Here is a 23,399-nt window from a genome sequence, read left to right on the forward strand (position 1 = left end):
GCTGTAGCTCAGTTGGATAGAGTACTTGGCTACGAACCAAGGGGTCGTGGGTTCGAATCCTGCCAGCCGCGCCACCTCAGAAGGGCCTTCCTCCGGGAAGGCCCTTTTTCTTTTGCTCCTCCCTTTTCGCGCCGTCGCTTTCACGCCCGCGCCGGCTCCAATGAAAAACGGCGGCCCGCCGGGCCGCCGTCGAATCGTGTCGCCACGGAACGCGTCAGTAATCCTGCCGTTCGCGTTCGATACGCATGCCGCCGTCGTGGCGCGCATGCGCACCGTCGTCCGTCGACCGCTCGCGCATGATCCGCATCACGTCCGGATTGGTCCGCACCCGCCGCATCACGTTCGCAAGGTGCACGCGGTCGCTGACCTGGATCACGAAGCGCAGCACCGTCGACTCGTGCGTCAGATCCTCGTCCATCGCGATGTGCACGATGTTCGCATCGGCCGACGTGATGTCGGCGGCCACGCGCGCGAAAATCCCCTTCGTATTCTTCACGAGCGCCTTCACCGCGACATCGAACAGCCGGCCCGGCTGCGGCGCCCATTCGACGTCGATCCAGCGGCCCGGATCACGGCGATGGATGCGCTGCGCGACGCGGCAATCCGTCGTATGGATCGCCATCCCGAGGCCGATGCCGATGTAACCCATGATCGCGTCGCCCGGAATCGGCCGGCAACACGCAGACAGCTGCACGGACATCCCTTCGGTGCCGGTAATCACCACCGGCGGCGCATGATGCGCGGGATGCCGCTCGGCGCGCGGCAGATCGTCGTCGGCGTCGCGCCCGCTCATCAGCACCTCGATGCGCTTGGCCATCACCGCGGCGACACGGCGGCCGAGACCGATATCCGCGAAAATCTCCTGACGGCTCTTGTTGCCCGTCCACTGCACGAGCTTCTCCCACACTTCCGGTGCAACGTCGGCGAGTGCGAGACCGTAACCCTTCAGGCTCTGATCGACGAGCCGCTCGCCGAGCTGCACGGACTCGTTCAGGCGCATCGTCTTCAGGTAGTGACGAATCGCCGAGCGCGCCTTGCCGGTGCGCACGAAGCCGAGCCACGCCGGGTTCGGCTTCGAGTACGGCGCGGTGATCACCTCGACGATGTCGCCGCTCTTCAGCTCGGTACGCAGCGGCAGCAGTTCGTTGTTGATCTTCACGGCCACGCACTGGTTGCCGAGATCGCTATGGATCGAATACGCGAAGTCGAGCGCCGTTGCGCCGCGCGGCAGCGCCATGATCTTCGACTTCGGCGTGAACACGTAGACCGCGTCGGGGAACAGGTCGATCTTCACGTGTTCGAGGAATTCGCTCGAATCGCCGGCTTCGCTCTGGATGTCGAGCAGCGATTTCAGCCACTGATGCGCGCGCTTCTGCACGTCGTTCAGATCCGCGCCGCCGTTCTTGTACAGCCAGTGCGCGGCGACACCGGCCTCGGCGATCTCGTGCATCTTGCGCGTGCGTACCTGGAATTCGATCGGCGCGCCGAACGGACCGACGAGCGTCGTGTGCAGCGACTGGTACCCGTTGATCTTCGGAATCGCGATGTAATCCTTGAACTTGCCGGGTACCGGCTTGTACAGCGCGTGCAGTGCGCCGATGCACGTATAGCAGTCGAGCGGGCTGTCGACGACGACGCGAAAGCCGTACACGTCGAGCACCTGCGAGAACGACAGCTGCTTGTCGCGCATCTTGCGGTAGATGCTGTAGATCGTCTTTTCGCGGCCGGTGATCTCAGCATCGATCTTCGCGTCGGTCATCGCGCGTTGCGCGGCCTCGAGAATCTTGCCGATCACTTCGCGACGATTGCCGCGCGCGGCCTTCACCGCCTTCTCGAGCGTCGCGTAGCGATGCGGGTTGAAGTTCGCGAAGCTCATGTCCTGCAGCTCGCGATACGTGTTGTTCAGCCCGAGACGGTGCGCGATCGGTGCATAGATGTCGAGCGTCTCGCGCGCGACGCGGCGACGCTTCTCCATCGGCACGGCGCCGAGCGTACGCATGTTGTGCAGGCGATCGGCGAGCTTCACCAGGATCACGCGCACGTCGCGCGCCATTGCGAGCAGCATCTTGCGGAAGTTCTCCGCCTGCGCTTCCTCGCGGCTGCGGAATTCCATCTTGTCGAGCTTCGACAGGCCGTCGACGAGTTCGGCGACCTTCGGACCGAACCGCTCGGCGAGCTCGCTCTTGGTCACGCCCTGGTCTTCCATCACGTCGTGCAGCAGCGCCGCCATCACGGCCTGCGCATCGAGCTTCCAGCCGGCGCAGATTTCGGCGACGGCGACGGGATGAGTGATGTAGGGTTCGCCGCTCTGGCGATATTGACCGAGGTGGGCTTCGTCGCTGAAGTGGAACGCCGCCTTGACCTCTTTGATTTCGTCCGGAGGGAGATACTCGGCAAGCGCGGCGGTCAGTTTCGCGATCGAAACGACGCCGTGCTTGCGCGGCTGCTCCGGCGTGGCGGTCGGCCCGAACAGATGCCGGAAGGACTGTTCGAGGACCGCGTCGATGTACTGGCGCGCAGGCGACCGGACCGTGGCTTCGGTGGTCGACTCCGCGGAGGCGGACGATGGGGTGGTGCTCATATTCGCCTCCAGGTCAAATCGTTGCGCGCAGGGACTACATGGCTGGATCGGGCCGGGTGCGCGTTACACCGGCACCTTCTTCAACATCTCGACGCCGACCTGGCCGGCGGCGATCTCGCGCAGCGCGACGACGGTCGGCTTGTCGCGGCTTTCGATCTTCGGCGTATGGCCTTGCGCGAGCTGCCGCGCGCGATAAGTGGCGGCGAGCGCCAGTTCGAAGCGATTCGGGATTTGCTTCAGGCAGTCTTCGACGGTAATGCGAGCCATGTTGGTAATTCCTTCTGAATATAGTCCTTATTCTACCTTATGTCCCTCGACCCTCGCGTCATTCCGCATGGGGCAGATGGATGCCGAGTTCGATGAACAGCTCCGCGTGTCGCGCGTACTGCGAAGCAAAGCGCAGACGCGTCGCCGCGACGATGCATTCGAGTTCGGCCAGCGCGCGATCGAAGTTCTCGTTGATCACCACGTACTCCGCTTCCGACGCGTGCGCCATCTCGCTGCCCGCGGCGAGCAGCCGCCGCGTGATCACGTTCGGCTCGTCCTGGCCGCGCTTTTTCAGGCGCTCCTCGAGCGCATCGAGCGACGGCGGCAGGATGAAGATGCCGACCGCGTTGCGGAACTGCTTCTTCACCTGTTGCGCGCCCTGCCAGTCGATCTCGAGCAGCACGTCGTGGCCGTTCTTCATCTGCTCTTCGATCCAGACGCGCGACGTGCCGTAATAGTTGCCGTGCACTTCCGCGCTCTCGAGGAACTCGTGCGCCGCGTGGCGTGCGCGGAAGTCCTCGACCGTCGTGAAGTGGTAGTGCTGGCCGTCCTGCTCGCCCGGACGCGGCTTGCGCGTCGTGTACGAAATCGACAGGCAGATGTCGCGGTCCTTCGACAGCAGCGCATTCACGAGCGTCGACTTGCCGGCGCCGGACGGCGCGACGACCATGAACAGATTGCCGGGATAGACGCCGCCGTGCAGCGAATGCGATGCGTGGCCGTCGCGGTGGGAGTCGGTCATGTCAGCCTCCGTCGCGCCGGGCCGCATGCTGCCGAATCGGCGTTGCGCAGCGCGCCGCGCTGCGTCGCGCCGAACGGACGTCGTGAACGTGGGGGTCGTTTCATTTCGGTTACTCCAGGTTTTGCACTTGCTCGCGCATCTGTTCGATCAGCAGCTTCAGCGCCATCGACGCGTCGGCGAGTTCCTTCGCCGCCGCCTTCGAGCCGAGCGTGTTCGCTTCGCGATTCAGTTCCTGCATCATGAAGTCGAGACGCTTGCCGACACGGCCGCCCTTCTCGATCACGTGACGCGTTTCGTTCAGGTGCGCGGTGAGCCGCGACAGCTCTTCCGCGATGTCGATCCGGATGCCGTACATCGTCACTTCCTGCCGGATGCGCTCCGCGGCTTCCTCGCGCGTCACGATCGTCGCGCTGCCTTCGGGCGCCGCGATGCCGAGCGCTTCCTGCAGCCGCTCGACGATCTTCTGCTGATGCTTCGCGATCAGCTCCGGCACGAGCGGCGTAATGCGCGCGACGATCGCTTCCATTTCCGTGACGTTCGACAGCAGCATCGTCGCCAGTTGCGCGCCTTCGCGCGAGCGCACGACGACGAGTTCGGCGATCGCTTCCTTGCCGCACGCGAGCACCGCGTCGCGAATCGCGTCCGCCGACACGCCGCTCTCCGCGAGCACGCCCGGCCAGCGCAGGATCTCGCCGGCGCGCAGGCGGCCGACGCCGGGGAACGTGTCGAGCACCGCGCGCTCGAGTTCGGCGAGCTGGCCGAGCGCCGACTGATTCAGCGCGCCCGCGCCGATGCTCTGTTCGCCGCGCTGCAGGTTGATGCGCACGTCGACCTTCCCGCGCGACAGCTTGTTCATCAGCATTTCGCGCAGTGCGGGCTCGCATGCGCGCACGTCGTCCGGCATGCGGAAATTCAGGTCGAGGAAGCGCGAGTTCACGGTGCGCAGTTCGACCGACACGCTGGTGCCGCCGTTGCCGGCGGCCGTCGCGAGTTCACGCGTCGCGCTCGCGTAGCCCGTCATGCTGTAGATCATGGTTCGTCTCGCCGTCTGGTGCCCTTGCGGGCGGGAATATGTCGAGGCGCCCGGCGCATCGGAAAGCGCGGGGCGGGAAGCGCGCATTATCCCATTTTTGCGCCGTCCCCCGCCGGGCAACCGCGCCGTTCGGCGCTAGAATCGGGGTTTCGTCTCCGTCCAAGATTCCCCCATGACGTCCACGTTTTCCCGCCCGAGCGGCCGCCGCGCCGACGAACTGCGCAAGGTCGCGCTCACGCGCCACTACACGAAACACGCGGAAGGCTCCGTGCTCGTCGAATTCGGCGACACCAAGGTGATCTGCACCGCGAGCGTCGCCGAACGCGTGCCCGACTTCCTGCGCGATCGCGGACAAGGCTGGTTGACCGCCGAGTACGGAATGCTGCCGCGCGCGACGCACACGCGCAGCGACCGCGAGGCCGCACGCGGCAAGCAGACCGGCCGTACGCAGGAAATCCAGCGCCTGATCGGCCGCGCGCTGCGCGCGGTGTTCGACCTGGAAGCGCTCGGCCCGCGCACGATCCATATCGACTGCGACGTGACCCAGGCCGACGGCGGCACGCGCACGGCGAGCATCACCGGCGCCTTCGTCGCCGCGCACGATGCGGTGTCGACGCTGATCGCGGCCGGCAAGCTCGTGCGCTCGCCGATCACCGACCACGTCGCAGCGATCTCGGTCGGCGTGTACGAAGGCGTGCCCGTGCTCGATCTCGACTATGCGGAAGACTCGCGCTGCGACACCGACATGAACGTCGTGATGACCGGCGCCGGCGGCTTCGTCGAAGTGCAGGGCACGGCCGAAGGCGCGCCGTTCTCGCGCGCCGAGATGAACGCGCTGCTCGACCTCGCGCAAAGCGGGATCGGCCGGCTCGTGCAGCTGCAGAAGGACGTACTGGGTGCCGGCCATGTCTGACGATCGCATCGGCGCGCCGCTGTCGCGCATCGTTCTCGCGTCGAACAATCCCGGCAAGCTGCGCGAGTTCGCCGCGCTGTTCTCGACGGTCGGCATCGAGATCGTCCCGCAGGGCGAGCTGGCGGTGCCCGAGGCGGAAGAGCCGTTCGGCACGTTCATCGAGAATGCGCTGACGAAGGCGCGGCACGCGTCGCGGCTCACCGGGCTGCCCGCGATCGCCGACGATTCGGGGCTCTGCGTGCGCGCGCTGCGCGGCGCGCCCGGCGTCTATTCCGCGCGCTACGCGCAGCGCGCGGGCCGCGACAAAGGCGACGCGGCGAACAACGCGTATCTCGTCGAGCAGCTGCGCGGCGTCGACGACCGGCGTGCGTACTACTGCTGCGTGCTCGCGCTCGTTCGCCATCCGGACGATCCGGAGCCGCTGTTCGCCGAAGGCCGCTGGACCGGCGAGATCGTCGACACGCCGCGCGGCGCGCACGGCTTCGGATACGACCCGCATTTCTATCTGCCGTCGCTCGGTGCGACGGCGGCCGAACTCGAGCCGGACGTGAAGAATGCGCACAGCCATCGCGCGCTCGCGTTGAACGCGCTGCTGGCGCGGCTCACGGAGGAAGCATGAACGCCGCCGATATCCGCGCGCTGCGGGAGGACAGATGAGCCAGGCCGCGCAAACCGGTGCACGCGTCGTCGCGACGTTCACGTCGCCCGGCCAGGTGCGACTGACGTCGCTGCCGCCGCTCGCGCTGTACGTGCATTTCCCGTGGTGCGTGCGCAAATGCCCGTACTGCGATTTCAATTCGCACGAGTGGAAAGGCGAGCGCTTCCCGGAAAGCGACTATCTCGACGCGCTGCGCGCCGATCTCGAACACGCGCTGCCGCTCGTATGGGGACGCCAGGTGCATACGGTGTTCATCGGCGGCGGCACGCCGAGCCTGCTGTCGGCGGCCGGCCTCGACCGGCTGCTGTCCGACGTGCGCGCGCTGCTGCCGCTCGACGCCGACGCCGAGATCACGCTCGAGGCGAATCCCGGCACGTTCGAAGCCGCGAAGTTCGCGCAGTTCCGCGCGAGCGGCGTGAACCGGCTGTCGGTCGGGATCCAGAGCTTCAACGAAGCGCATCTGAAGGCGCTCGGCCGCATTCACGACACCGCGCAGGCGCGCGCCGCAGTCGAGATCGCCGCGAAGACGTTCGACAACTTCAATCTGGACCTGATGTTCGCGCTGCCGAACCAGACGTTCGACGAATGCCGCGCCGACATCGAGACCGCGCTGTCGTTCGCGCCGCCGCATCTGTCGCTGTATCACCTGACGCTCGAGCCGAACACGCTGTTCGCGAAGTTCCCGCCCGCGGTGCCCGACGACGACGCGTCGGCCGACATGCAGGAATGGATCCACGCGCGCACGGCGGAGGCCGGCTACGAGCGGTACGAGGTGTCCGCATACGCGAAGCCGAATCGTCAGTGCAAGCACAACCTGAACTACTGGCGCTTCGGCGACTATCTCGGGATCGGCGCGGGTGCGCATACGAAGCTGTCGTTTCCGAACCGGATCCTGCGGCAGGCGCGCTACAAGCATCCGGCCGCCTTCATCGAGCATGCGATGGCCGGCACGCCGGTACAGGAAGAACGCGAAGTCGGCGCGCGCGATCTGCCGTTCGAATTCATGCTGAACACGCTGCGGCTCGTCGACGGCTTTCCGGTGCACAGCTTCATCGAACGTACCGGCCTGCCGATGAGCACGATCGAGCCGGCGCTGCAGGAAGCGGAACGGCGCGGACTGATCGTGCGCGACTTCACGCGGATCGCGCCGACGCCGCTCGGCCAGCGTTTCCTGAACGATCTGCAGGAACTGTTCCTGCGCGACGATTGACGATGAGCGCGGCGGCATTTCGGTTACAATGCCGCCTCGTGTGGAAGCGTGGCCGAGCGGTTTAAGGCACTGGTCTTGAAAACCAGCGACGGGAAACCGTCCGTGAGTTCGAATCTCACCGCTTCCGCCAGGAAGTTCACCGAACCCCGTCCATTCTTCGAATGACGGGGTTTTCGTTTATCGGGCCCGCGCCGCGCGCTCCGCGGTTCGGGTTTCAAGACCGTCTCGACGGCGCCGCGCCGCGCGCCGGATCCCGTTACAATCCCGCGCTCCGATCCGCGAAACGGGAAACCATGTGATGAAGTCCTTCCTCGCCTCGTCGCTCGCCGCCCTGCTTGCCGCCGCCGGCACGCCCGCGCTCGCCGATACGACGCCTGCCGGCGACGCGCAGACGCAGTCGTGCGCGATCGCGTACGTGAAAGGCGTCGGCGGCTCGCCGCGCAGCCTGCGCGAATATCTGGCCAGCCCGACGCCGTACAACTATCTGAAGGACAACGAGCTCCAGTGCAAGGTGTCCGACGACGGACGCGCATCGAACTGCACCGGCGTCACGTATATCCGCAACGAACAGGTCAGCGTGTACGACGATTCGGACCCGACGACGCTGACCGTCGTCGCGCCGGTCGAACTCGATCACGGCCGAAGCTATCCGGTGATCCTCGTCGTGCAGCGAAAAGACGCGCGCTGCAAGCAATGACGATCGACCCGGCGCGCGGGGCGCTGCCGCGACCATGACGCGCCGGCGGTCTTCCGTCTGCGCCGCCATCGCCTAGAATTCGATCAGCACGGCGACACGACCGCCGCCTGTTCGATGCCGCACGCGCGACCGGTGCGCGCGGCACACGGAGACCGCCATGACCGAACTGTCGACCGCGACCGAACACGTCGATTACGAAGGCTTCGAAATCCATGTCGTACCGGGCCACGCGCCCGGCAGCGACACGCGCTACACATACACCGGCTATGTGTGTCATCCGGGCGCGAATCCGGCGCTGCCCGGTCACGCGGTGCCGTTCCACGCGGACGGCGAGGAAAGCTTCGCAAGCGTCGACGAAGCCGTTCGCGAAGCGGTGCATATCGGCAAGAGCATCGTCGACGGCACACATCCGGACCTGTCGGTTCTGTCGCTCGTTACGCACGGGTATTGAAGCGGGCCGCGAGCGGCGCGCCGCATGCAGCAGGTTTCGGTTTTGCAACAGGCGGCCGTTCAGCTCGAACGTGACGGCGACCGATGCACGTCGGTAGACAACACGCATGCGCGTGCCGGCGTGGCATGCGCACCGCGGTCTGCGCGACGCGTGACGGCACGACGCACACCGGCCGGCGAGCGCCGGTCCATCAGCGATCGCGACATCGCGCATTATGCGTTTCTCCCGATATCGCCGCGACGCCGGGCGCCTATCATTTTTTTATCGTCACTCCCGGCCGTCATTCCATGCGCGCCCTTTCCCGTCCGAACGTCGACCGGCTGCGCGTCGCCGCGCTGGTCGCGGTCTCCGCGCTTGCCGCCTGCACGATCACGCCGCCGTCGCCGCATGCGATCGTCACGATTCCGTCGGTCACGCGCAGCGCAAGCGCCGAACAGTACCGCGTCGAAATTGCGCGGCGCGTCGCGGAGCGCAATCCGTCGGGCATGCTGCGCGGCACGCCGCAGGCAATGCTGCGTTCGCTGGTCGTCGTCGCGTTCACCGTCGACCGCAGCGGCCGCGTCGTGAACGCGTCCGTCTACCGGAGCAACGGCGACAGCGAAGCGGAAGCGCTCGCGCTCGCGTCGCTGCGCCGCTCGGCCCCGCTGCCGCCGCCGCCGTCGCGGCTGCTCGACGGCAACGGCCAGGTCGAGGTAATGGAAGGCTGGCTCTTCAACGACGACGGCCGCTTCCAGTTGCAAAGCACGGCGTCGGCACAGGCGCAGTCGCTCGACTGAACGCTCGCGGCCCGCGATTGCCCGCGCGCGGCCGCGCTCGCTATAATTTTCCGCACTTCGCGCGGCCATCCTCCCGCGCGCGCGTTCGTACGCCGCACCCGGCATGCGAGCCGACCACGCCGGCACCGGGCGGCGGCGACGTACCCGTCTCCATCGTCGACCGGCGGGTGACGTCCCGCGCCAGCGCGCGTCCACGCCGCCACCGCTTCATTTGCTCGGCTGTCATCGGCAGGTGTTTCCGCCTGCCGGAACGCATGGACAGCCGACCGCCCCACGACAAAACGGAGACATCCATGTCCGCATCTCCCCCGGCCGTTGCACATGCAACCGGTTCGGCCGGCGCCGCTAGCCACCGGCGCATCGTGTTCGCAAGCTTCATCGGCACCGCGATCGAGTTCTACGATTTCTACGTGTATGCGACCGCCGCGGCGCTCGTCATCGGTCCCGTGTTCTTCCCGAACGGCTCCACGACCGCGCAGGCACTGTCCGCGTTCGTCACGTTCGGCATCGCATTCGTCGCACGCCCGATCGGCTCGTTCCTGTTTGGGCACTTCGGCGACCGGATCGGCCGCAAGTCGACGCTCGTCGCATCGCTGCTCGTGATGGGCATCTCGACCACCGCAATCGGCTTCGTGCCCGGCTACGACGCGATCGGCACGCTTGCACCGGTGCTGCTGTGCGTGCTGCGCTTCGGTCAGGGAATCGGCCTCGGCGGCGAATGGGGCGGCGCGGCATTGCTCGCGACCGAGCATGCGCCGCAAGGCAAGCGCGGCTGGTTCGGCATGTTCCCGCAGCTCGGCCCGTCGGTCGGCTTCCTGATGTCGAACGGGCTGTTTTTCGCGCTCGCGCTGTCGCTGTCCGACGATCAGTTCCGCAGCTGGGGCTGGCGCATCCCGTTCCTCGTGAGCGCGGTGCTCGTCGCGGTCGGCTTGTACGTGCGGCTCAAGATCGCCGAAACGCCCGCGTTCCAGGCCGCGCTCGAGCGCAACGAGCGCGTGCGCGTGCCGGTCGCGACGCTCGTCACGCAGCACTGGCGGCCGACGCTGCTCGGCGCGCTCGCGATGGTCGTCTGCTACACGCTGTTCTATATCTCGACGGTGTTCTCGCTGTCGTACGGCGTGTCGACGCTGCATATTCCGCGTCAGAGCTTCCTCGGGCTGCTGTGTTTCGCGGTCGTGTTCATGGGGCTCGCCACGCCGCTGTCGGCATGGGCGTCGGACCGCTTCGGCCGCAAGCCGGTGCTGGTGGCCGGCGCAATCGCCGCGCTGCTGTCGGGTTTCGCGATGGCGCCGCTGCTCGGCAGCGGCTCGATGCCGCTGGTCGCGCTGTTCCTGACGCTCGAGCTGTTCCTGATGGGCGTCACGTTCGCGCCGATGGGCGCGCTGCTGCCGGAGCTATTCCCGACGAACGTCCGCTATACGGGCGCCGGCGTCGCGTACAACCTCGGCGGCATTCTGGGTGCGTCGATCGCGCCGTACATTGCGCAGTTGCTCGCGGCGCGCGGCGGGCTGTCGTGGGTCGGCGGCTATGTGTCGGTCGCGGCGGCGATCAGCCTCGTCGGCGTGCTGCTGATGCGCGAGACGCGCGACGCGTCGCTCGTGTGAACGTCCGGGGCGACCCGGGTTGTGCGGCGGCGGGCTCTGCCTATACTCGGTGCTGGGTGCGCCGCTGCGCACCCACGGGATCCGCTACAGAAGGAGCCGCCGCCATGAACGTCCGCCTCGGCAACGCCGATTTGATCCTGATCCTGGCGCTCGCGCTGGGCGCCGCGCTGCTGCTCGCGCTGCGCTTCCGGCCGAAGACGTGGCGCGGGCTGCTGCTCGAAGCGCTGCTTGCCAACGTGGCGGCGATCGCGGCGGTGCTGACCTTCGAGGCGCTGCTCGCTTGACGGGCGGCGCCGCGCCGCGTCACGCGGTGAGCCGCGCGAGCCGCGGCTCGTGCGCGGCGCACACCGCGTCGATTGCTTCGAGCGCGTCGGCAACCGACGGTATCGCGCCGGGGTCGCCGATCGACAATGCGTTCGGTGCGCCGCCGATCCCGCAATGGTGGCGCGACGTCGCGACGAAAATCATCACGGCCGGCCGTTGCAGCGCGCGGGCCATGTGCACGAACCCCGTATCGACGCCCACGACGAGTGCAGCGCGGCCGATCGCCGCGCCGAGCTCGCGCACCGACATCGCGGGCAGCACGACGGCGCCCGGCGCGCGCGCGGCGATGTCCCGCGCATCGTCATGCTCGGCACTCGATCCCCAAGGCACCAGCACGCGCACGCCGCGCGCCATCATCTTCGCGGCGAGCGCGGCCCAGCGGTCGGCCGGCCATTTCTTGTCGGGATTCGACGTCGCGTGGAACAGCAGCATGAACGGCGCACCATCGGTCACGGCAGCCGGCAGCTTCGCATCCTGCGGCGCAACGATCCCGTAGTCGGCGACGCCTTCCGGCACGTAGCCGAGCGCCTCGCCGGCGCTCACGCGCATGCCGTGCCACGCGTCGCAGTGCGGCCGCGGACCGAAGCGATCCGAATAGGCGAAGCGCGCGCCCGTCTCGCCGAGATCCTGCGTCTGGTAGCCGAAGCGACGCCGCGCACGCGCGAGCGCGGAAATGATCGCGCTCTTGTATACACCGTGCAGATCGATGACTGCATCGTAGCGATGCGTGCGCAATGCGCCGATCGATGCGGAAATCGCCTTCAGATCGCCGCCGTTGCGCAGCTTCTTGAATCGGCGCAGCGGCGCGCACAACACGTTCGCGACGCCAGGATGCCAGCGCACGACCTCGGCGCAGGACTCGTCCACCGCCCAATCGACCGTCACGCCGGGAAAGGCGCGATGAATGTCTGCAACGACGGGCAGTGTCTGGACGACGTCGCCAAGCGACGTCACTTTCACGATGAGGATGCGTTTCACGTTGTGTGGGGAATGGCCGGCCATTCGGCATGCTAACGACGGTTACGGGGTACGGACATTACGTCCGCATTACATTTGCAACGAAATGTATCGTTTTCGTGGAAATTTGTCGCGTCCGTGGCGGCCGGTTCTTCTTATAATGCGTTCTTTGCCTCCGGCCCGTGCCGATGCCCCGTCCCGCCCTTTCCGCCCTCCCCGCGCTGTTTCCCGCCCTCACCCGCCGCTCTTTGCGAATCTGGCGCCAATATGGCGTGTTCTGGCTCGGCGCGATCGCCGTCGGCCTCGCGGCCGTGCTCTATGCGCGGCTGATCGATTGGGGCTACGACACCTTCCGCACGATGCGCGATCACGCGCCGTGGCTGCCGCTGCTGCTGACGCCGGCGATCGCCGCGGCGTCGGCATGGCTGACGCGGCGCTTCTTCCGCGGCGCCGAAGGGAGCGGCATCCCGCAAGTCATCGCGACGCTGCATGCGCGTCCCGGCGCATTCGGCGCGCGGCTGCTCACGTTGCGCATCCTGTTCGGCAAGGTGCTGATTTCGTTCCTCGGCATTCTCGGCGGCTTCACGATCGGTCGCGAGGGCCCGACCGTGCAAGTCGGCGCGGCGCTGATGTTCAACCTGCGGCGCTTCTATCCGCGCTCGAACGCGCAGATCGAGCGTCAGCTCGTGCTGGCCGGCGCGGCGGCCGGGCTGTCGGCCGCGTTCAATACGCCGCTCGCCGGGATCGTGTTCGCGATCGAAGAACTGACCCGCAGCTTCTCGTCGCGTGCGAGCGGCGTGCTGATCACCGCGATCATTCTGGCCGGCGTCGTCGCGCTCGGCCTGAACGGCAACTACACGTACTTCGGCACGATCGACACCGGTCCGCAATTCCCGAAGCTGCTCGCGGCCGCGGTGCTCGTCACCGCGATCGTGACGGGTATCGCGGGCGGCCTGTTCTGCTGGCTGCTGCTCAATACCGGACGCTGGCTGCCCGGCCGCGTGCTCGGCCTGTATCGCGAGCGGCCGATCGCGTTCGCCGCGCTGTGCGGCTTCGTGATCGCCGTCGCCGGCCTCGTGTCGGGCGGCACGACGTTCGGCAGCGGCTACGCGGAAGCGCGCGGGCTGCTCGACGGCCACGAACGGCTGTCCATGCTGTATCCGTTCCTGAAGATGGTGTCGATGGTCGCGTCGTACCTGCCCGGCGTGCCGGGCGGGATCTTCGCGCCGTCGCTGTCCATCGGCGCCGGTTTCGGCAACCTGCTGCACGTCGTGTTCGACGGCATGAGCCTGCCGATGCTGATCGCGCTCGCGATGGTCGGCTACCTCGCCGCAGTCACGCAGTCGCCGATCACGTCGTTCGTGATCGTGATGGAAATGATCAACGGGCATTCGCTCGTGATTTCGCTGATGGCCACCGCTCTGGTGTCGAGCCGCGTGTCGCGCTTCTTCGCGCCGCCGCTGTACGAAACGCTCGCGCTGCGCTATCTCGCGCCGCCGGCTGCTGCTGCCGAATCCGCCGCCGCAGCAGCGACGGCGACGACGAGCGTCACCGAACCGCAGGATGCGGCCGCCGCGCCCGCCGATCCGCTCGACACGCTGCGCGACGACGGCGACAGCGCACCGGCCGCGGCCGATTCGAGCGGACCCGCGAGCGGCGACAGGCCGCGCGATGCTCAATAGATGACCACGGGCGCCGGCCGGTAATACACAGGCCGGGCCGGCACGACGATGCAACCGGCCAGCGTGACGGCGACAAGCGCGAGCACGATCCAGGTTCGTTTCATCGCATGCCTCCGTCAGGCCCAGTGACCGCGGGTCCAGACCCAGTTCGGACCGCGCGGGTCCCAATGTCCGGGCACCCACCGCATGCCGATGCGCTCGGCTTCCCAGTGACCGCCGATCCACACGTAGCGACCGTGTTCCCAGCGCCAGTGACCGTGCTCCCACACGTAGCCGACGCGGGCGGCCGGCACGATCTCGTAGCGCATCGGCGGCGGCGCATGCGGCGCAACGATGATCACCTCGTCGGTACGCACGGCCACCGGCTCCGTGACGACCATGCGGGCCGGCCGCGCGAACGCCCGCGCGTCGACGAGAATGTCGTCCGCACGCGCGGCAAGCGGCGCCGCGACAGCCGACACGCCCGCGGCGAGCAGCGCGAGCGAAACGATACGACGTTGAACGGAAGAGACAGCCATCACGACCTCCTGTTTGAACGAATCACGCGAGCGTATTCGTTCAATGCGGGAGAGTCGCCAACGGCCGACAGGCGCCGTGTTACGACGGGCCCGAAAGTGCAACAGCGCGTAAGACGCGCACGGCGGCACACGCCGCCGTGCGGAAAGGCAACCTGAGACGGTCAGGCTTGCGGGATCTCGATCTTCACTTCGAGCACCTCGAGATCGTCCTGACGCTCGAGGCTCACACGGATGTCATCGTCCGAAATGTGCACGTACTTCGAGATCACGGCGACGAGCTCTTTCTGCAGCGCCGGCAGGTAATCGGCCGGTGGCCGGCCGCCGACCCGCTCGTGCGCGATGATGAGCTGCAGGCGCTCCTTCGCGACCGATGCGGATTTCTTCTTCTCGCCGAGGAGAAACGAAAGAATGGACATGAGCGGCCTCCGTTACTTGCTGCCGAAGAGGCGCTGCAGCAGGCCCGGCTTCTGGTATTCGGTGAAACGCAGCGGCTTGTCCTCGCCGAGGAAGCGCGCAACGATGTCCTTGTACGCTTCGGCGACGTCGGTGCCGTCGAGGTGCACGGCCGGCAGGCCCTGGTTCGACGCATGCAGCACGGCTTCCGACTCGGGCACCACGCCGATCAGCTTGATGCGCAGAATCTCGCTGATGTCCTCGAGCGACAGCATCTCGCCTTCGCTCACGCGCTTCGGGCTGTAGCGCGTGATCAGCAGGTGCTCCTTGATCGGCTCCTTGCCCTCGGTCGCGCGCTTCGTCTTCGACGACAGGATGCCGAGGATGCGGTCCGAATCGCGCACCGACGACACTTCCGGGTTCGTGACGATCAGCGCTTCGTCCGCGAAGTACATCGCGTGCAGCGCACCGGCTTCGATGCCGGCCGGCGAATCGCAGACGATGTATTCGAAATCCATCGCGGCCAGGTCGTTCAGCACCTTTTCGACGCCGTCACGCGTGAGCGCATCCTTGTCGCGCGTCTGCGACGCCGGCAGGATGAACAGGTTCTCGCACTTCTTGTCCTTGATCAGCGCCTGGTTCAGGTTCGCTTCGCCCTGGATCACGTTCACGAGGTCGTATACGACGCGACGCTCGCAGCCCATGATGAGATCGAGGTTGCGCAGGCCGACGTCGAAGTCGATCACGGCCGTCTTGTGGCCGCGCAGCGCGAGGCCGGACGCGAAGCTCGCGCTCGTCGTCGTCTTGCCCACGCCGCCCTTGCCCGAAGTCACCACGATGATTTTTGCCATTTACCCAATACCCTGTGTTCGTCAATGAGAGCCGATCGGTCCGTCTGGTGCCGCGTGAATCACGTCAGGCGCAGCGGTTCGATCATCAGTTTTTCCTCTTCGAGCCGGATCTGCACCGATTTGCCCAGTACGTCGGCGGGCAGCGGGTTCTCGGTCGTTCGATAGATGCCCGCGATCGAGATCAGTTCCGGCTCCAGACACGTGCAGAAGATGCGCGCGTCGTGATTGCCGTGCACGCCCGCGAGTGCGCGGCCGCGCAACGGCGCGTAGATGTGGATGTTGCCTTCCGCGATGATCTCGGCGCCGTGGCTGACGGGCGCGAGCACCACGAGGTCTCCTTTCGCGTAAATCTGCTGCCCCGAACGCAACGGACGGTCGATCACGAGCGTCTGGCTGCCTGCCTGCGCCGACGCGGGCTCGGACGCCGGTTCCGCCGCCGTATCGGCCACCGCATCGGCGGCGGGCGCCGTCGCCGACTCCGCGTCCTCCGCCGGCTTCGCGGCCGGCGCGCGACGATCGCGCGCCTCGAGCAGCGGCAGGCCGGCTTCCGCCGCCCAGCCCTGCGTGGCCGACGCGACGACGCCGACCGGACGCATCCGCACGTCGTTCAGCATCTGACGGATGTCGGCGAGCGCGACGCGTTCGCCGTCCGCGAGGCGGCGGACGTCGATCGCGACGACATCGTCGGCAAAAAATTCGGGAGTCGCTTCGAAGCGCTTGACCAGTTCGGCGCGCAACGCATCGAGATCGGTCGTCTTCACGGTGAACAGCAACGTATCGACCGATCCGCTGCGCAGCTCGAAGAATGGCGATTTTTTAAGCGACATGGACACTCTGCAAAAATTTTTTGCGTATTTTACAGGCGTCCACGCGTGCGGCCATTATTTTTGGGAGGCGGGGAAACGGCGGCCGGCGCGAGTGCGCGAGCCGGTTGTCGAGCATCGGACGCGCCCGGCACGTCGGTCATCGCATCGGGCGCGCGGCCGTTTTACGCGGCATCACGGCTTGCCGACCTGCGACACGAACAGCGATTTCATCGCGCCCGGCATCCGGGCGATCGGCGCGCGTTCGCCCGTGTTGCCGAACCCGGCGCGCTCGTAGAAGCGGATCGCATTGCGGTTCGCGTCGGCGATCCATGCGTAGACGTCGCGCGCGCCGCGCTCGGCGAGCCACGCGGTGGCCGTCTCGAGCAGCAGCACGCCGCCGCGCAGATGGCGCACCGCATGCGCGACCCATAGCTCGCTGACGAACGCGCGGCGCTCGGGCGTGTTGTCGAAATACGCGCCGATCATGCCGGCCGGGTGGCCTTCGGTGTACAGCAGGAAAGTGGTCGACTCGTCGGACGTCGCGCGCTGCGCGGCTATGGCCGCCGCCGCGTCCGAATCGACGGTAGCAATTCGGCCTCCGGCGCTTCGCCGGGTGCGTAGGGCTCACGCAGCGACGCGGCGCGGAGTTCGCGATACACGCTGCCCTGGTCGGCAGCGATACGACGAACGGTCAAGGTCGAACTCATGCAGGCACAGCCCCCTTCGGACAGCAAGCTATTAGCTTCAACCGAAAGCGGGGGGTGAGTCAAATCGTTATTTTCAAATGGCGGCGCGGCACGAAAGGCGGCAGGCCGCGCGCGGCGAGCCGTGTGCATGTGCAGCATTGCCGCGGCGCGCGGTGCCATGCGGGCGCTGTCGTCCGGCAACCCGCGCGGCTCTCCGTATCGCGTACGAAAATCGCGCATCTCGACAAGGCACGTGTGTCTATGTGTCGTAACGAAAGGTAATGCGGATGCGCAAAAGTTCGTGTCGCCCGCCTCCGTCTGCTCGTCCGTCGTGCGGCGATTATTGCAATGCACCATTCGTTGCATGTCGGGTACCCGGCAGACATGGCGGTAGCGTCGCGCCATTCGTCTGAACAACGCATGGGCGGCGCAGATCCATTCGGCCAGCAAAGCTACGTTTCAATCGACCCGCTGCGGCGCTTCGTCGTCCGCGTCGCACGCCGTCCGCCGTTTGGAGCTTCGTGCCTAGCACGAAGGTTTGGAAAGCGTGCGCGCGGATCGTATAACTGGCAGAGGCGGGCCACCATCCGGCGCCGCATGCCTGCACCGCGGCCGAAGAAAACGATTCGAACTGCAGACATCGCCGCCGCGCGCCGAGCGCGTCCGGGCAGGCGGGCAGGAAGGAGACGACGATGGCAATGACGGACGGACCGACCGCGGACTGGTCGGATGGCAAACGTTATCTATGGCTGCTCGGCGCGCTGACGATCACGCTGCCGATTTTCGCCGCCCAGCTTGCGTTGTCGACCGGCATTCACGTGTTCTGGTGGTTCGGGCCGTTGTTCGCGTTCGGCGTGATTCCGATTCTCGACACGCTGATCGGCGACGATCGCGACAATCCGCCCGAAGCCGCCGTCCCGCGGCTCGAACGCGACCGTTACTATCGGCTCATTGTCTATCTGGCGACGCTCGTCGAATACGTCGCGTTTTTCATGTGCACGTGGATCGTCGGCACGCATGCGCTCGCGTGGTACGACTATGTCGGCTTCGCACTGTCGCTCGGCGCCGCAACGGGCATCTCGATCAATACCGCGCACGAGCTCGGCCACAAGACGAACCGTTTCGAACGCTGGCTCGCGAAGATTACGCTCGCGCCGGTCGCGTACGGACACTTCTATGTCGAGCACAACCGAGGACATCACGTACGCGTCGCGACGCCCGACGATCCGGCGAGCGCGCGCTACGGCGAGTCGTTCTGGGCGTTTCTGCCGCGCACGGTGACCGGCAGCATCCGCTCCGCATGGCGGCTGGAAAAAGCGCGGCTGGCGCGGCTCGCGCATTCGCCGTGGACCTGGCGCAACGAGGTACTGCACGCATGGGCAATGACCGTCGCCGTGTGGGGCATCGCGATCGCGATGGCCGGCAAGATCGCGATCCCGTTCCTCGTGATCCAGGCCGTGTACGGCGCGTCGCTGCTCGAAGTCGTGAACTACGTCGAGCACTACGGGCTCGGCCGCCGCAAGCTGCCGAACGGCCGCTACGAACGCTGCACGCCGCAGCATTCGTGGAACAGCAATCACGTGGTCACCAACCTGTTCCTCTATCAATTGCAGCGGCACGCCGATCATCATGCGAACCCGACGCGCTCGTACCAGGCGCTGCGCCACTTCGACGATTCGCCGCAGCTGCCGGCCGGCTACGCGACGATGATTCTGCTCGCGTACGTGCCGCCGCTCTGGTACCGCGTGATGAATCCGCGCGTCGTCGCGCACTACGGCGGCGACATCGCACAGTCGAACATCAAGCCGTCGATCCGCGACAAGGTGCGCGCGCAGTATCGGGCCGCCGCATGACCCGGCGGCAACGCGCGCCCACGCTTACCGCATGCCCAAAACGAAAAACCCCTTGATCCGTTCGGATCAAGGGGTTTCGTGTTCTGGCGGAGAGGGTGGGATTCGAACCCACGGTACGGGGAAACCGTACGCCTGATTTCGAGTCAGGTACATTCGACCACTCTGCCACCTCTCCTTTTACTGCACTTCCCCGGTTGGTCGTTTCCGGGAAAGCAAAGATTATAGAACGATCTCTTCGAAACTTCCAAGCCCTTTTTGCAAATTTTTTAGAGGCCGTCGGAAGCATGCCGGCAAGCGCGCTCACGCAGCCTGTGCCGGCGCGTCGATTCGTTCCAGTCCGCCCATGTACGGACGCAGCACCTCCGGCACGGTGACCGAACCGTCCGCGTTCTGGTAGTTCTCCAGCACGGCGACCAGCGTGCGGCCGACCGCGAGGCCCGAACCGTTCAGCGTGTGTACGAGCTCCGGCTTGCCCTGCGCATTGCGGAAGCGCGCCTGCATCCGGCGCGCCTGGAACGCCTCGGTGTTCGAGCAGCTCGAAATCTCGCGATAGGTGTTCTGCGCAGGCAGCCACACTTCGAGATCGAACGTCTTCGCGGCCGAGAAACCCATGTCGCCGGTGCAAAGCGTGATCACGCGGTACGGCAGCCCGAGCTTCTGCAGGATCGCTTCCGCGTGGCCGACCATCTCGTCGAGCGCCGCGTACGACGTTTCCGGCGCGACGATCTGCACCATCTCGACCTTGTCGAACTGGTGCTGACGGATCATCCCGCGCGTGTCGCGACCGTACGAGCCGGCTTCCGAACGGAAGCACGGGGAATGCGCGGTCAGCTTGATCGGCAGCGCCGACGCGTCGACGATCGATTCGCGCACGGTGTTCGTCAGCGAAATCTCGGACGTGGAGATCAGGTACTGCGTGACCGTATTGTCCGCGCCGCCCTTCTCGACGCGGAACATGTCGTCGGCGAACTTCGGCAGCTGGCCGGTGCCGTACAGGATCTCGGGGTTCACGATGTACGGCGTATACGTCTCGCTGTAGCCGTGCTCCTGCGTGTGCGTGTCGATCATGAACTGCGCAAGCGCGCGATGCAGCCGCGCGATCGGGCCGCGCAGCATCGTGAAGCGCGCGCCGGCGAGCTTCGCGCCCGTCTCGAAATCGAGGCCGAGCGGCGTGCCGACATCGACGTGATCCTTTACCGGGAAGTCGAACTGGCGCGGCGTGCCCCAGCGGCGGAGCTCGACGTTGTCGGTTTCGTCCTTGCCGACCGGCACGCTGTCGTGCGCGACGTTCGGAATGCCGAGCATCAGCTCGGACAGACGCGCCTGGATGTCGCCGAGCTTGGCCTCCGACGCCTTCATCTCGTCGCCGATCCCGCCGACCTCGGCCATCACCGCCGACGTATCCTCGCCCTTGCCCTTCATCGCGCCGATCTGCTTCGACAGGCTGTTGCGGCGCGCCTGAAGCTCTTCGGTGCGGGTCTGGATCGCGCGGCGTTCCGCTTCGAGCGCGGAAAACGTGGCGACGTCGAGGATGTAGCCGCGATCGGCGAGGCGCTTCGCGACGCCGTCGAGGTCTTTGCGCAGCAACTGGATGTCGAGCATGGGAGGACTTGGAAAATCGTTGTGTAAGACGGGAATTCTAACGCACCGCGGCATCGCGACGGCACTGGTCGAACGGACGATGCCGCAAGCGCACGGTGGCCGTGGCAGTATCGCCGTGCCGGGGCGCGTGTCCGCCGCGGGCCGATCGCCTCGTGCCGCGTTGCGACCGGCGGCCCGGACACGCGACTGACGGCCGGCGCCGCGCTGCCAGTGCGGCGGCCGCCCCCTCCATCACCACGCAAAGGAGCACGATGGCCATCGAACTGGACAGAGAGGTACGCGATCGAGCGATCGCGTCGCTGCAACGCTATTTCATAGAAAACATGGACGAGCCGATCGGCAACATCCAGGCCGGCGCGCTATTGCACTTCTTCGTCGAAGAAATCGGGCCGGCGATCTACAACCTGGCGATCGCCGATGCGCAGCAGCGGCTGCACGCGCGGGTCGCCGAGCTCGACATCGAATGCCATGAAGCGCCGTTCGAATACTGGAACAAGCAGCCGGGCCGCAAGCGCTGACGCGCCCCAACGCACCGGTCGACCGCACGAGCGCGGCCGCGCGCGGCTCGTCAGTCCTTCTTCCCCGCTTCGCGGTCGAGCTCGCGCAGCCACGCGAGCTTGTCGGCGATCTTCGATTCGAGCCCGCGCGGCACCGGCTTGTACCAGCGCGGCTCGCGCATCCCGTCCGGCAGATACGTCTCGCCGGCCGCGTACGCGTTCGGCTCGTCGTGCGCGTAGCGGTACGCGTGGCCGTAGCCGAGCTCCTTCATCAGCTTGGTCGGCGCATTGCGCAGATGCACGGGCACCTCGCGCGACTTGTCCTGCTTCACGAACGCCATGGCCTGGTTGAACGCCATGTAGCCCGCGTTGCTCTTCGCCGCGCACGCGAGATAGATCACGGCCTGGCCGAGCGCGAGTTCGCCTTCCGGAGAACCGAGCCGTTCGTAGGTTTCCGCTGCGTCGTTCGCAATCTGCATCGCGCGCGGATCGGCGAGGCCGATGTCCTCCCACGCCATCCGGACGATGCGCCGCGCGAGATACTTCGGATCGGCGCCGCCGTCGATCATCCGGCAGAACCAGTACAGCGCGCCGTCCGGGCTCGAGCCGCGCACCGATTTGTGCAGCGCCGAGATCTGATCGTAGAAGTTGTCGCCACCCTTGTCGAAGCGACGCGCGTTCAGCGTCATCGCGTTGCTGACGAACTCCGCATCGATCGTCGCGACGCCGGCCGATGCAGCGGCCGTCTGAGCCTGCTCGAGCAGGTTCAGGAACCGCCGTGCGTCGCCGTCCGCATAGCCGATCAGCGTATCGACCGCGTTGTCGTCGAATGCGAGGCCATCGAGCGCGATGTCCTGCGCTCGCTTGAGCAGCTGGCGCATCTCGTCGTCGGTCAGCGACTTCAGCACGTACACCTGCGCACGCGACAGCAGCGCCGAATTCACTTCGAAGCTCGGGTTCTCGGTCGTCGCGCCGATGAACGTCACGAGTCCCGACTCGACGAACGGCAGCAGCGCGTCCTGCTGTCCTTTGTTGAAGCGGTGGATCTCGTCGACGAACAGAATCGTGTGGCGGCCCGTGCGGTTCAGCGTGTCCTTCGCCTGCTCCATCGCGTCGCGGATGTCCTTGACGCCGCCGAGCACCGCGGACAGCGCGATGAATTCGCAGTCGAACGCGAGCGCGGTGAGTCGCGAGAGCGTCGTCTTGCCGACGCCGGGCGGGCCCCAGAGGATCATCGAATGCGGCTTGCCGGATTCGAACGCGAGCCGCAGCGGCTTGCCCTCGCCCAGCAGATGCGTCTGGCCGATCACCTCGGCGAGCGTTTTCGGCCGCAGCGCCTCGGCGAGCGGCCGGCGCGGCTCGACTTCAAACAGGTCGGACATGAACCTCGCTCCACATCAAACGATAGCGGCCGAACAGGCCGCCGGACCCGACATTATGACAGCGGCGCGACCGCACCGCGGCCGCCGCCTGCGCGTTGCGCCGGCCGCCGATGCGCGCCGGAAACGACACGGGCCTGCCGTTGCCGGCAGGCCCGTGGCGGAAAAACGGCGCAGCGACGCTTAGCCGTTGATCACGTCCGCACCCTTCGGTACGACGAACTTGAACGTATCGCTCTTCAGCGGCGGATTCGTCTGGATGTTCGTAAACGTCAGCAGCGTGACGTTGCCGAACACGTCGTGCAGCTCCATCGCGGCGAGCGTGCCGTTCCGGAAGCCGATACCGATCCGCTGGAACTGCGTGTCCTGCGCCTTCGGCTGCATCTCGAGCCACTCGATGCCGCCCTTTTCGCCCGCATCGCGCAGCGTATAGCTCTTGTCGAGATCGTTGCTGCCGAACAGGATCGCGGCCGGGCTCGCGCCGAGCGCGCCGTTCAGCTTGCGCTCGGTGACCTGGTTCAGGTCGCGGTCGTACACGTAGAGTTTGTCGCCGTCGGCCTGCAGCACCTGCTGGTACGGCTTCTGGTACGTCCAGATGAATTTGCCCGGGCGCGAGAACACGAACGTGCCGCTCGAATTGTCGGTCGGCTTCGGCGCGGCCTGCGCGGCGCTCTCGCCCTTGGCCGGCGCCTTGACGATCTGCTGCGTGAACTCGCCCTTCGCCGAGCGCACCTGCGACACGAAGGCCTTCAATTGCTCGGTGCCGCCCGCGAACGCGTGCGTCGCCGCGAGCATCAGCGATGCGCCGGCGAACGCCGCGCCGAGCCAGCGCCGCGTCGAACGAAGGGAAAGGGCGAACGAAAGTTGCTGCATGGTGCGGTTTTCTCCGTGGGTGGCCGGCGCTGCGGGCGCCGCGGAC

General features: G+C 66.6%; 23 protein-coding genes, 2 tRNA genes and 1 pseudogene. 12 read left to right on the forward strand and 14 right to left on the reverse strand.

Annotated elements, in window-relative coordinates:
* Positions 1-214: 214 nt before the first annotated feature.
* The 4 genes from BUB20358_RS12515 to BUB20358_RS12530 form a co-directional block, all read right to left on the reverse strand.
* The gene (locus tag BUB20358_RS12515; protein WP_006764908.1) at positions 215-2,581 is read right to left on the reverse strand and encodes a RelA/SpoT family protein; all 2,367 of its coding nucleotides are present in this window, start codon (positions 2,579-2,581) and stop codon (positions 215-217) included.
* Between the two features lie 63 nt (positions 2,582-2,644).
* Positions 2,645-2,848: a DNA-directed RNA polymerase subunit omega gene (gene rpoZ / locus BUB20358_RS12520; RefSeq protein WP_006025620.1), complete on the reverse strand. Its 204-nt coding sequence runs from the start codon at positions 2,846-2,848 to the stop codon at positions 2,645-2,647.
* A 58-nt stretch (positions 2,849-2,906) separates the two neighbouring features.
* Complete coding sequence (gene gmk, locus BUB20358_RS12525; protein ID WP_006764909.1) at positions 2,907-3,590, reverse strand: guanylate kinase; 684 nt, start codon at positions 3,588-3,590, stop codon at positions 2,907-2,909.
* Between the two features lie 109 nt (positions 3,591-3,699).
* On the reverse strand, positions 3,700-4,623 hold the full coding sequence (locus tag BUB20358_RS12530) for a YicC/YloC family endoribonuclease (RefSeq protein ID WP_035972866.1): 924 nt from the start codon (positions 4,621-4,623) through the stop codon (positions 3,700-3,702).
* A gap of 172 nt (positions 4,624-4,795) precedes the next feature.
* On the opposite strand from BUB20358_RS12530, the gene rph reads away from it, so the two are divergent.
* The 9 genes from rph (at position 4,796) to BUB20358_RS12575 (ending at position 11,216) form a co-directional block, all read left to right on the forward strand.
* Complete coding sequence (gene rph, locus BUB20358_RS12535; RefSeq protein WP_006764911.1) at positions 4,796-5,536, forward strand: ribonuclease PH; 741 nt, start codon at positions 4,796-4,798, stop codon at positions 5,534-5,536.
* Positions 5,529-6,155, forward strand: coding sequence for an RdgB/HAM1 family non-canonical purine NTP pyrophosphatase (gene rdgB / locus BUB20358_RS12540; RefSeq protein WP_035973405.1), 627 nt, complete (start codon positions 5,529-5,531; stop codon positions 6,153-6,155). The genes rph and rdgB overlap by 8 nt, the downstream gene beginning before the upstream one ends.
* 34 nt (positions 6,156-6,189) lie before the next feature.
* Positions 6,190-7,404, forward strand: a complete 1,215-nt coding sequence (gene hemW, locus BUB20358_RS12545) for a radical SAM family heme chaperone HemW (RefSeq protein ID WP_006764913.1) — start codon at positions 6,190-6,192, stop codon at positions 7,402-7,404.
* A 42-nt stretch (positions 7,405-7,446) separates the two neighbouring features.
* Positions 7,447-7,534 (forward strand) — tRNA-Ser (locus BUB20358_RS12550).
* A 168-nt stretch (positions 7,535-7,702) separates the two neighbouring features.
* On the forward strand, positions 7,703-8,101 hold the full coding sequence (locus BUB20358_RS12555; protein ID WP_035972867.1) for a hypothetical protein: 399 nt from the start codon (positions 7,703-7,705) through the stop codon (positions 8,099-8,101).
* A gap of 157 nt (positions 8,102-8,258) precedes the next feature.
* Positions 8,259-8,552, forward strand: coding sequence for a hypothetical protein (locus tag BUB20358_RS12560; protein WP_006764915.1), 294 nt, complete (start codon positions 8,259-8,261; stop codon positions 8,550-8,552).
* Positions 8,553-8,839: 287 nt separating this feature from the next.
* Positions 8,840-9,328: an energy transducer TonB family protein gene (locus BUB20358_RS12565; RefSeq protein WP_035972868.1), complete on the forward strand. Its 489-nt coding sequence runs from the start codon at positions 8,840-8,842 to the stop codon at positions 9,326-9,328.
* Between the two features lie 293 nt (positions 9,329-9,621).
* A complete protein-coding gene (locus BUB20358_RS12570) occupies positions 9,622-10,932 on the forward strand; it encodes an MFS transporter (RefSeq protein WP_006764917.1) in 1,311 nt (436 codons plus the stop codon).
* 104 nt (positions 10,933-11,036) lie between these two features.
* The gene (locus tag BUB20358_RS12575) at positions 11,037-11,216 is read left to right on the forward strand and encodes a hypothetical protein (RefSeq protein ID WP_035972871.1); all 180 of its coding nucleotides are present in this window, start codon (positions 11,037-11,039) and stop codon (positions 11,214-11,216) included.
* 19 nt (positions 11,217-11,235) lie between these two features.
* Here the strand turns inward: BUB20358_RS12575 and waaC are convergent, their stop codons facing one another.
* A complete protein-coding gene (waaC, locus tag BUB20358_RS12580; protein WP_035972873.1) occupies positions 11,236-12,234 on the reverse strand; it encodes a lipopolysaccharide heptosyltransferase I in 999 nt (332 codons plus the stop codon).
* A 167-nt stretch (positions 12,235-12,401) separates the two neighbouring features.
* Here waaC and BUB20358_RS12585 point away from each other — a divergent pair, with 167 nt between their 5' ends.
* Positions 12,402-13,895 carry a chloride channel protein gene (locus BUB20358_RS12585; RefSeq protein WP_035972874.1) on the forward strand — a complete coding sequence of 498 codons (1,494 nt, stop codon included), beginning with the start codon at positions 12,402-12,404 and terminating at the stop codon, positions 13,893-13,895.
* A 116-nt stretch (positions 13,896-14,011) separates the two neighbouring features.
* Here BUB20358_RS12585 and BUB20358_RS12590 read toward each other — a convergent pair whose 3' ends face one another.
* The 5 genes and pseudogenes from BUB20358_RS12590 to BUB20358_RS12610 all read right to left on the reverse strand — a co-directional run bounded on the left by BUB20358_RS12590 (position 14,012) and on the right by BUB20358_RS12610 (position 17,170).
* Positions 14,012-14,413, reverse strand: a complete 402-nt coding sequence (locus BUB20358_RS12590) for a YXWGXW repeat-containing protein (protein WP_035972876.1) — start codon at positions 14,411-14,413, stop codon at positions 14,012-14,014.
* Between the two features lie 161 nt (positions 14,414-14,574).
* Positions 14,575-14,829 (reverse strand): cell division topological specificity factor MinE, encoded by a 255-nt coding sequence (minE, locus tag BUB20358_RS12595; RefSeq protein WP_006476634.1) that lies wholly within the window; start codon positions 14,827-14,829, stop codon positions 14,575-14,577.
* Positions 14,830-14,841: 12 nt separating this feature from the next.
* A complete protein-coding gene (gene minD / locus BUB20358_RS12600) occupies positions 14,842-15,657 on the reverse strand; it encodes a septum site-determining protein MinD (protein ID WP_006400799.1) in 816 nt (271 codons plus the stop codon).
* Positions 15,658-15,716: 59 nt separating this feature from the next.
* Entirely contained in the window at positions 15,717-16,484 is a 768-nt protein-coding gene (gene minC, locus BUB20358_RS12605) for a septum site-determining protein MinC (protein WP_035972878.1), read from the reverse strand.
* Positions 16,485-16,655: 171 nt separating this feature from the next.
* Positions 16,656-17,170 (reverse strand): annotated as a pseudogene (locus tag BUB20358_RS12610) (GNAT family N-acetyltransferase).
* 671 nt (positions 17,171-17,841) lie between these two features.
* Between BUB20358_RS12610 and BUB20358_RS12615 the strand changes: the two are divergent.
* Entirely contained in the window at positions 17,842-19,002 is a 1,161-nt protein-coding gene (locus BUB20358_RS12615; RefSeq protein ID WP_035972883.1) for an alkane 1-monooxygenase, read from the forward strand.
* An 84-nt stretch (positions 19,003-19,086) separates the two neighbouring features.
* Here BUB20358_RS12615 and BUB20358_RS12620 read toward each other — a convergent pair.
* Positions 19,087-19,177 (reverse strand) — tRNA-Ser (locus BUB20358_RS12620).
* 125 nt (positions 19,178-19,302) lie between these two features.
* Complete coding sequence (serS, locus tag BUB20358_RS12625; protein ID WP_035972885.1) at positions 19,303-20,604, reverse strand: serine--tRNA ligase; 1,302 nt, start codon at positions 20,602-20,604, stop codon at positions 19,303-19,305.
* A gap of 251 nt (positions 20,605-20,855) precedes the next feature.
* Between serS and BUB20358_RS12630 the strand changes: the two genes are divergently transcribed.
* Complete coding sequence (locus BUB20358_RS12630) at positions 20,856-21,122, forward strand: DUF2164 domain-containing protein (protein WP_035972887.1); 267 nt, start codon at positions 20,856-20,858, stop codon at positions 21,120-21,122.
* Between the two features lie 50 nt (positions 21,123-21,172).
* On the opposite strand, the gene BUB20358_RS12635 is transcribed toward BUB20358_RS12630, so the two are convergent.
* A complete protein-coding gene (locus tag BUB20358_RS12635; protein ID WP_006764925.1) occupies positions 21,173-22,483 on the reverse strand; it encodes a replication-associated recombination protein A in 1,311 nt (436 codons plus the stop codon).
* Positions 22,484-22,663: 180 nt separating this feature from the next.
* On the reverse strand, positions 22,664-23,353 hold the full coding sequence (lolA, locus tag BUB20358_RS12640) for an outer membrane lipoprotein chaperone LolA (RefSeq protein WP_035972888.1): 690 nt from the start codon (positions 23,351-23,353) through the stop codon (positions 22,664-22,666).
* Between the last annotated feature and the right edge of the window lie 46 nt (positions 23,354-23,399).

This window comes from Burkholderia dolosa (genome assembly GCF_902499135.1).
GTDB lineage: Bacteria > Pseudomonadota > Gammaproteobacteria > Burkholderiales > Burkholderiaceae > Burkholderia > Burkholderia dolosa.

Coding starts and splice junctions, on each gene's coding strand:
- BUB20358_RS12515 (WP_006764908.1), bottom strand. CDS start 2,581: ATGAGCACCACCCCATCGTCCGCCTCCGCGGAGTCGACCACCGAAGCC.
- rpoZ (WP_006025620.1), bottom strand. CDS start 2,848: ATGGCTCGCATTACCGTCGAAGACTGCCTGAAGCAAATCCCGAATCGC.
- gmk (WP_006764909.1), bottom strand. CDS start 3,590: ATGACCGACTCCCACCGCGACGGCCACGCATCGCATTCGCTGCACGGC.
- BUB20358_RS12530 (WP_035972866.1), bottom strand. CDS start 4,623: ATGATCTACAGCATGACGGGCTACGCGAGCGCGACGCGTGAACTCGCG.
- rph (WP_006764911.1), top strand. CDS start 4,796: ATGACGTCCACGTTTTCCCGCCCGAGCGGCCGCCGCGCCGACGAACTG.
- rdgB (WP_035973405.1), top strand. CDS start 5,529: ATGTCTGACGATCGCATCGGCGCGCCGCTGTCGCGCATCGTTCTCGCG.
- hemW (WP_006764913.1), top strand. CDS start 6,190: ATGAGCCAGGCCGCGCAAACCGGTGCACGCGTCGTCGCGACGTTCACG.
- BUB20358_RS12555 (WP_035972867.1), top strand. CDS start 7,703: ATGAAGTCCTTCCTCGCCTCGTCGCTCGCCGCCCTGCTTGCCGCCGCC.
- BUB20358_RS12560 (WP_006764915.1), top strand. CDS start 8,259: ATGACCGAACTGTCGACCGCGACCGAACACGTCGATTACGAAGGCTTC.
- BUB20358_RS12565 (WP_035972868.1), top strand. CDS start 8,840: ATGCGCGCCCTTTCCCGTCCGAACGTCGACCGGCTGCGCGTCGCCGCG.
- BUB20358_RS12570 (WP_006764917.1), top strand. CDS start 9,622: ATGTCCGCATCTCCCCCGGCCGTTGCACATGCAACCGGTTCGGCCGGC.
- BUB20358_RS12575 (WP_035972871.1), top strand. CDS start 11,037: ATGAACGTCCGCCTCGGCAACGCCGATTTGATCCTGATCCTGGCGCTC.
- BUB20358_RS12585 (WP_035972874.1), top strand. CDS start 12,402: ATGCCCCGTCCCGCCCTTTCCGCCCTCCCCGCGCTGTTTCCCGCCCTC.
- BUB20358_RS12590 (WP_035972876.1), bottom strand. CDS start 14,413: ATGGCTGTCTCTTCCGTTCAACGTCGTATCGTTTCGCTCGCGCTGCTC.
- minE (WP_006476634.1), bottom strand. CDS start 14,829: ATGTCCATTCTTTCGTTTCTCCTCGGCGAGAAGAAGAAATCCGCATCG.
- minD (WP_006400799.1), bottom strand. CDS start 15,657: ATGGCAAAAATCATCGTGGTGACTTCGGGCAAGGGCGGCGTGGGCAAG.
- minC (WP_035972878.1), bottom strand. CDS start 16,484: ATGTCGCTTAAAAAATCGCCATTCTTCGAGCTGCGCAGCGGATCGGTC.
- BUB20358_RS12615 (WP_035972883.1), top strand. CDS start 17,842: ATGGCAATGACGGACGGACCGACCGCGGACTGGTCGGATGGCAAACGT.
- serS (WP_035972885.1), bottom strand. CDS start 20,604: ATGCTCGACATCCAGTTGCTGCGCAAAGACCTCGACGGCGTCGCGAAG.
- BUB20358_RS12630 (WP_035972887.1), top strand. CDS start 20,856: ATGGCCATCGAACTGGACAGAGAGGTACGCGATCGAGCGATCGCGTCG.
- BUB20358_RS12635 (WP_006764925.1), bottom strand. CDS start 22,483: ATGTCCGACCTGTTTGAAGTCGAGCCGCGCCGGCCGCTCGCCGAGGCG.
- lolA (WP_035972888.1), bottom strand. CDS start 23,353: ATGCAGCAACTTTCGTTCGCCCTTTCCCTTCGTTCGACGCGGCGCTGG.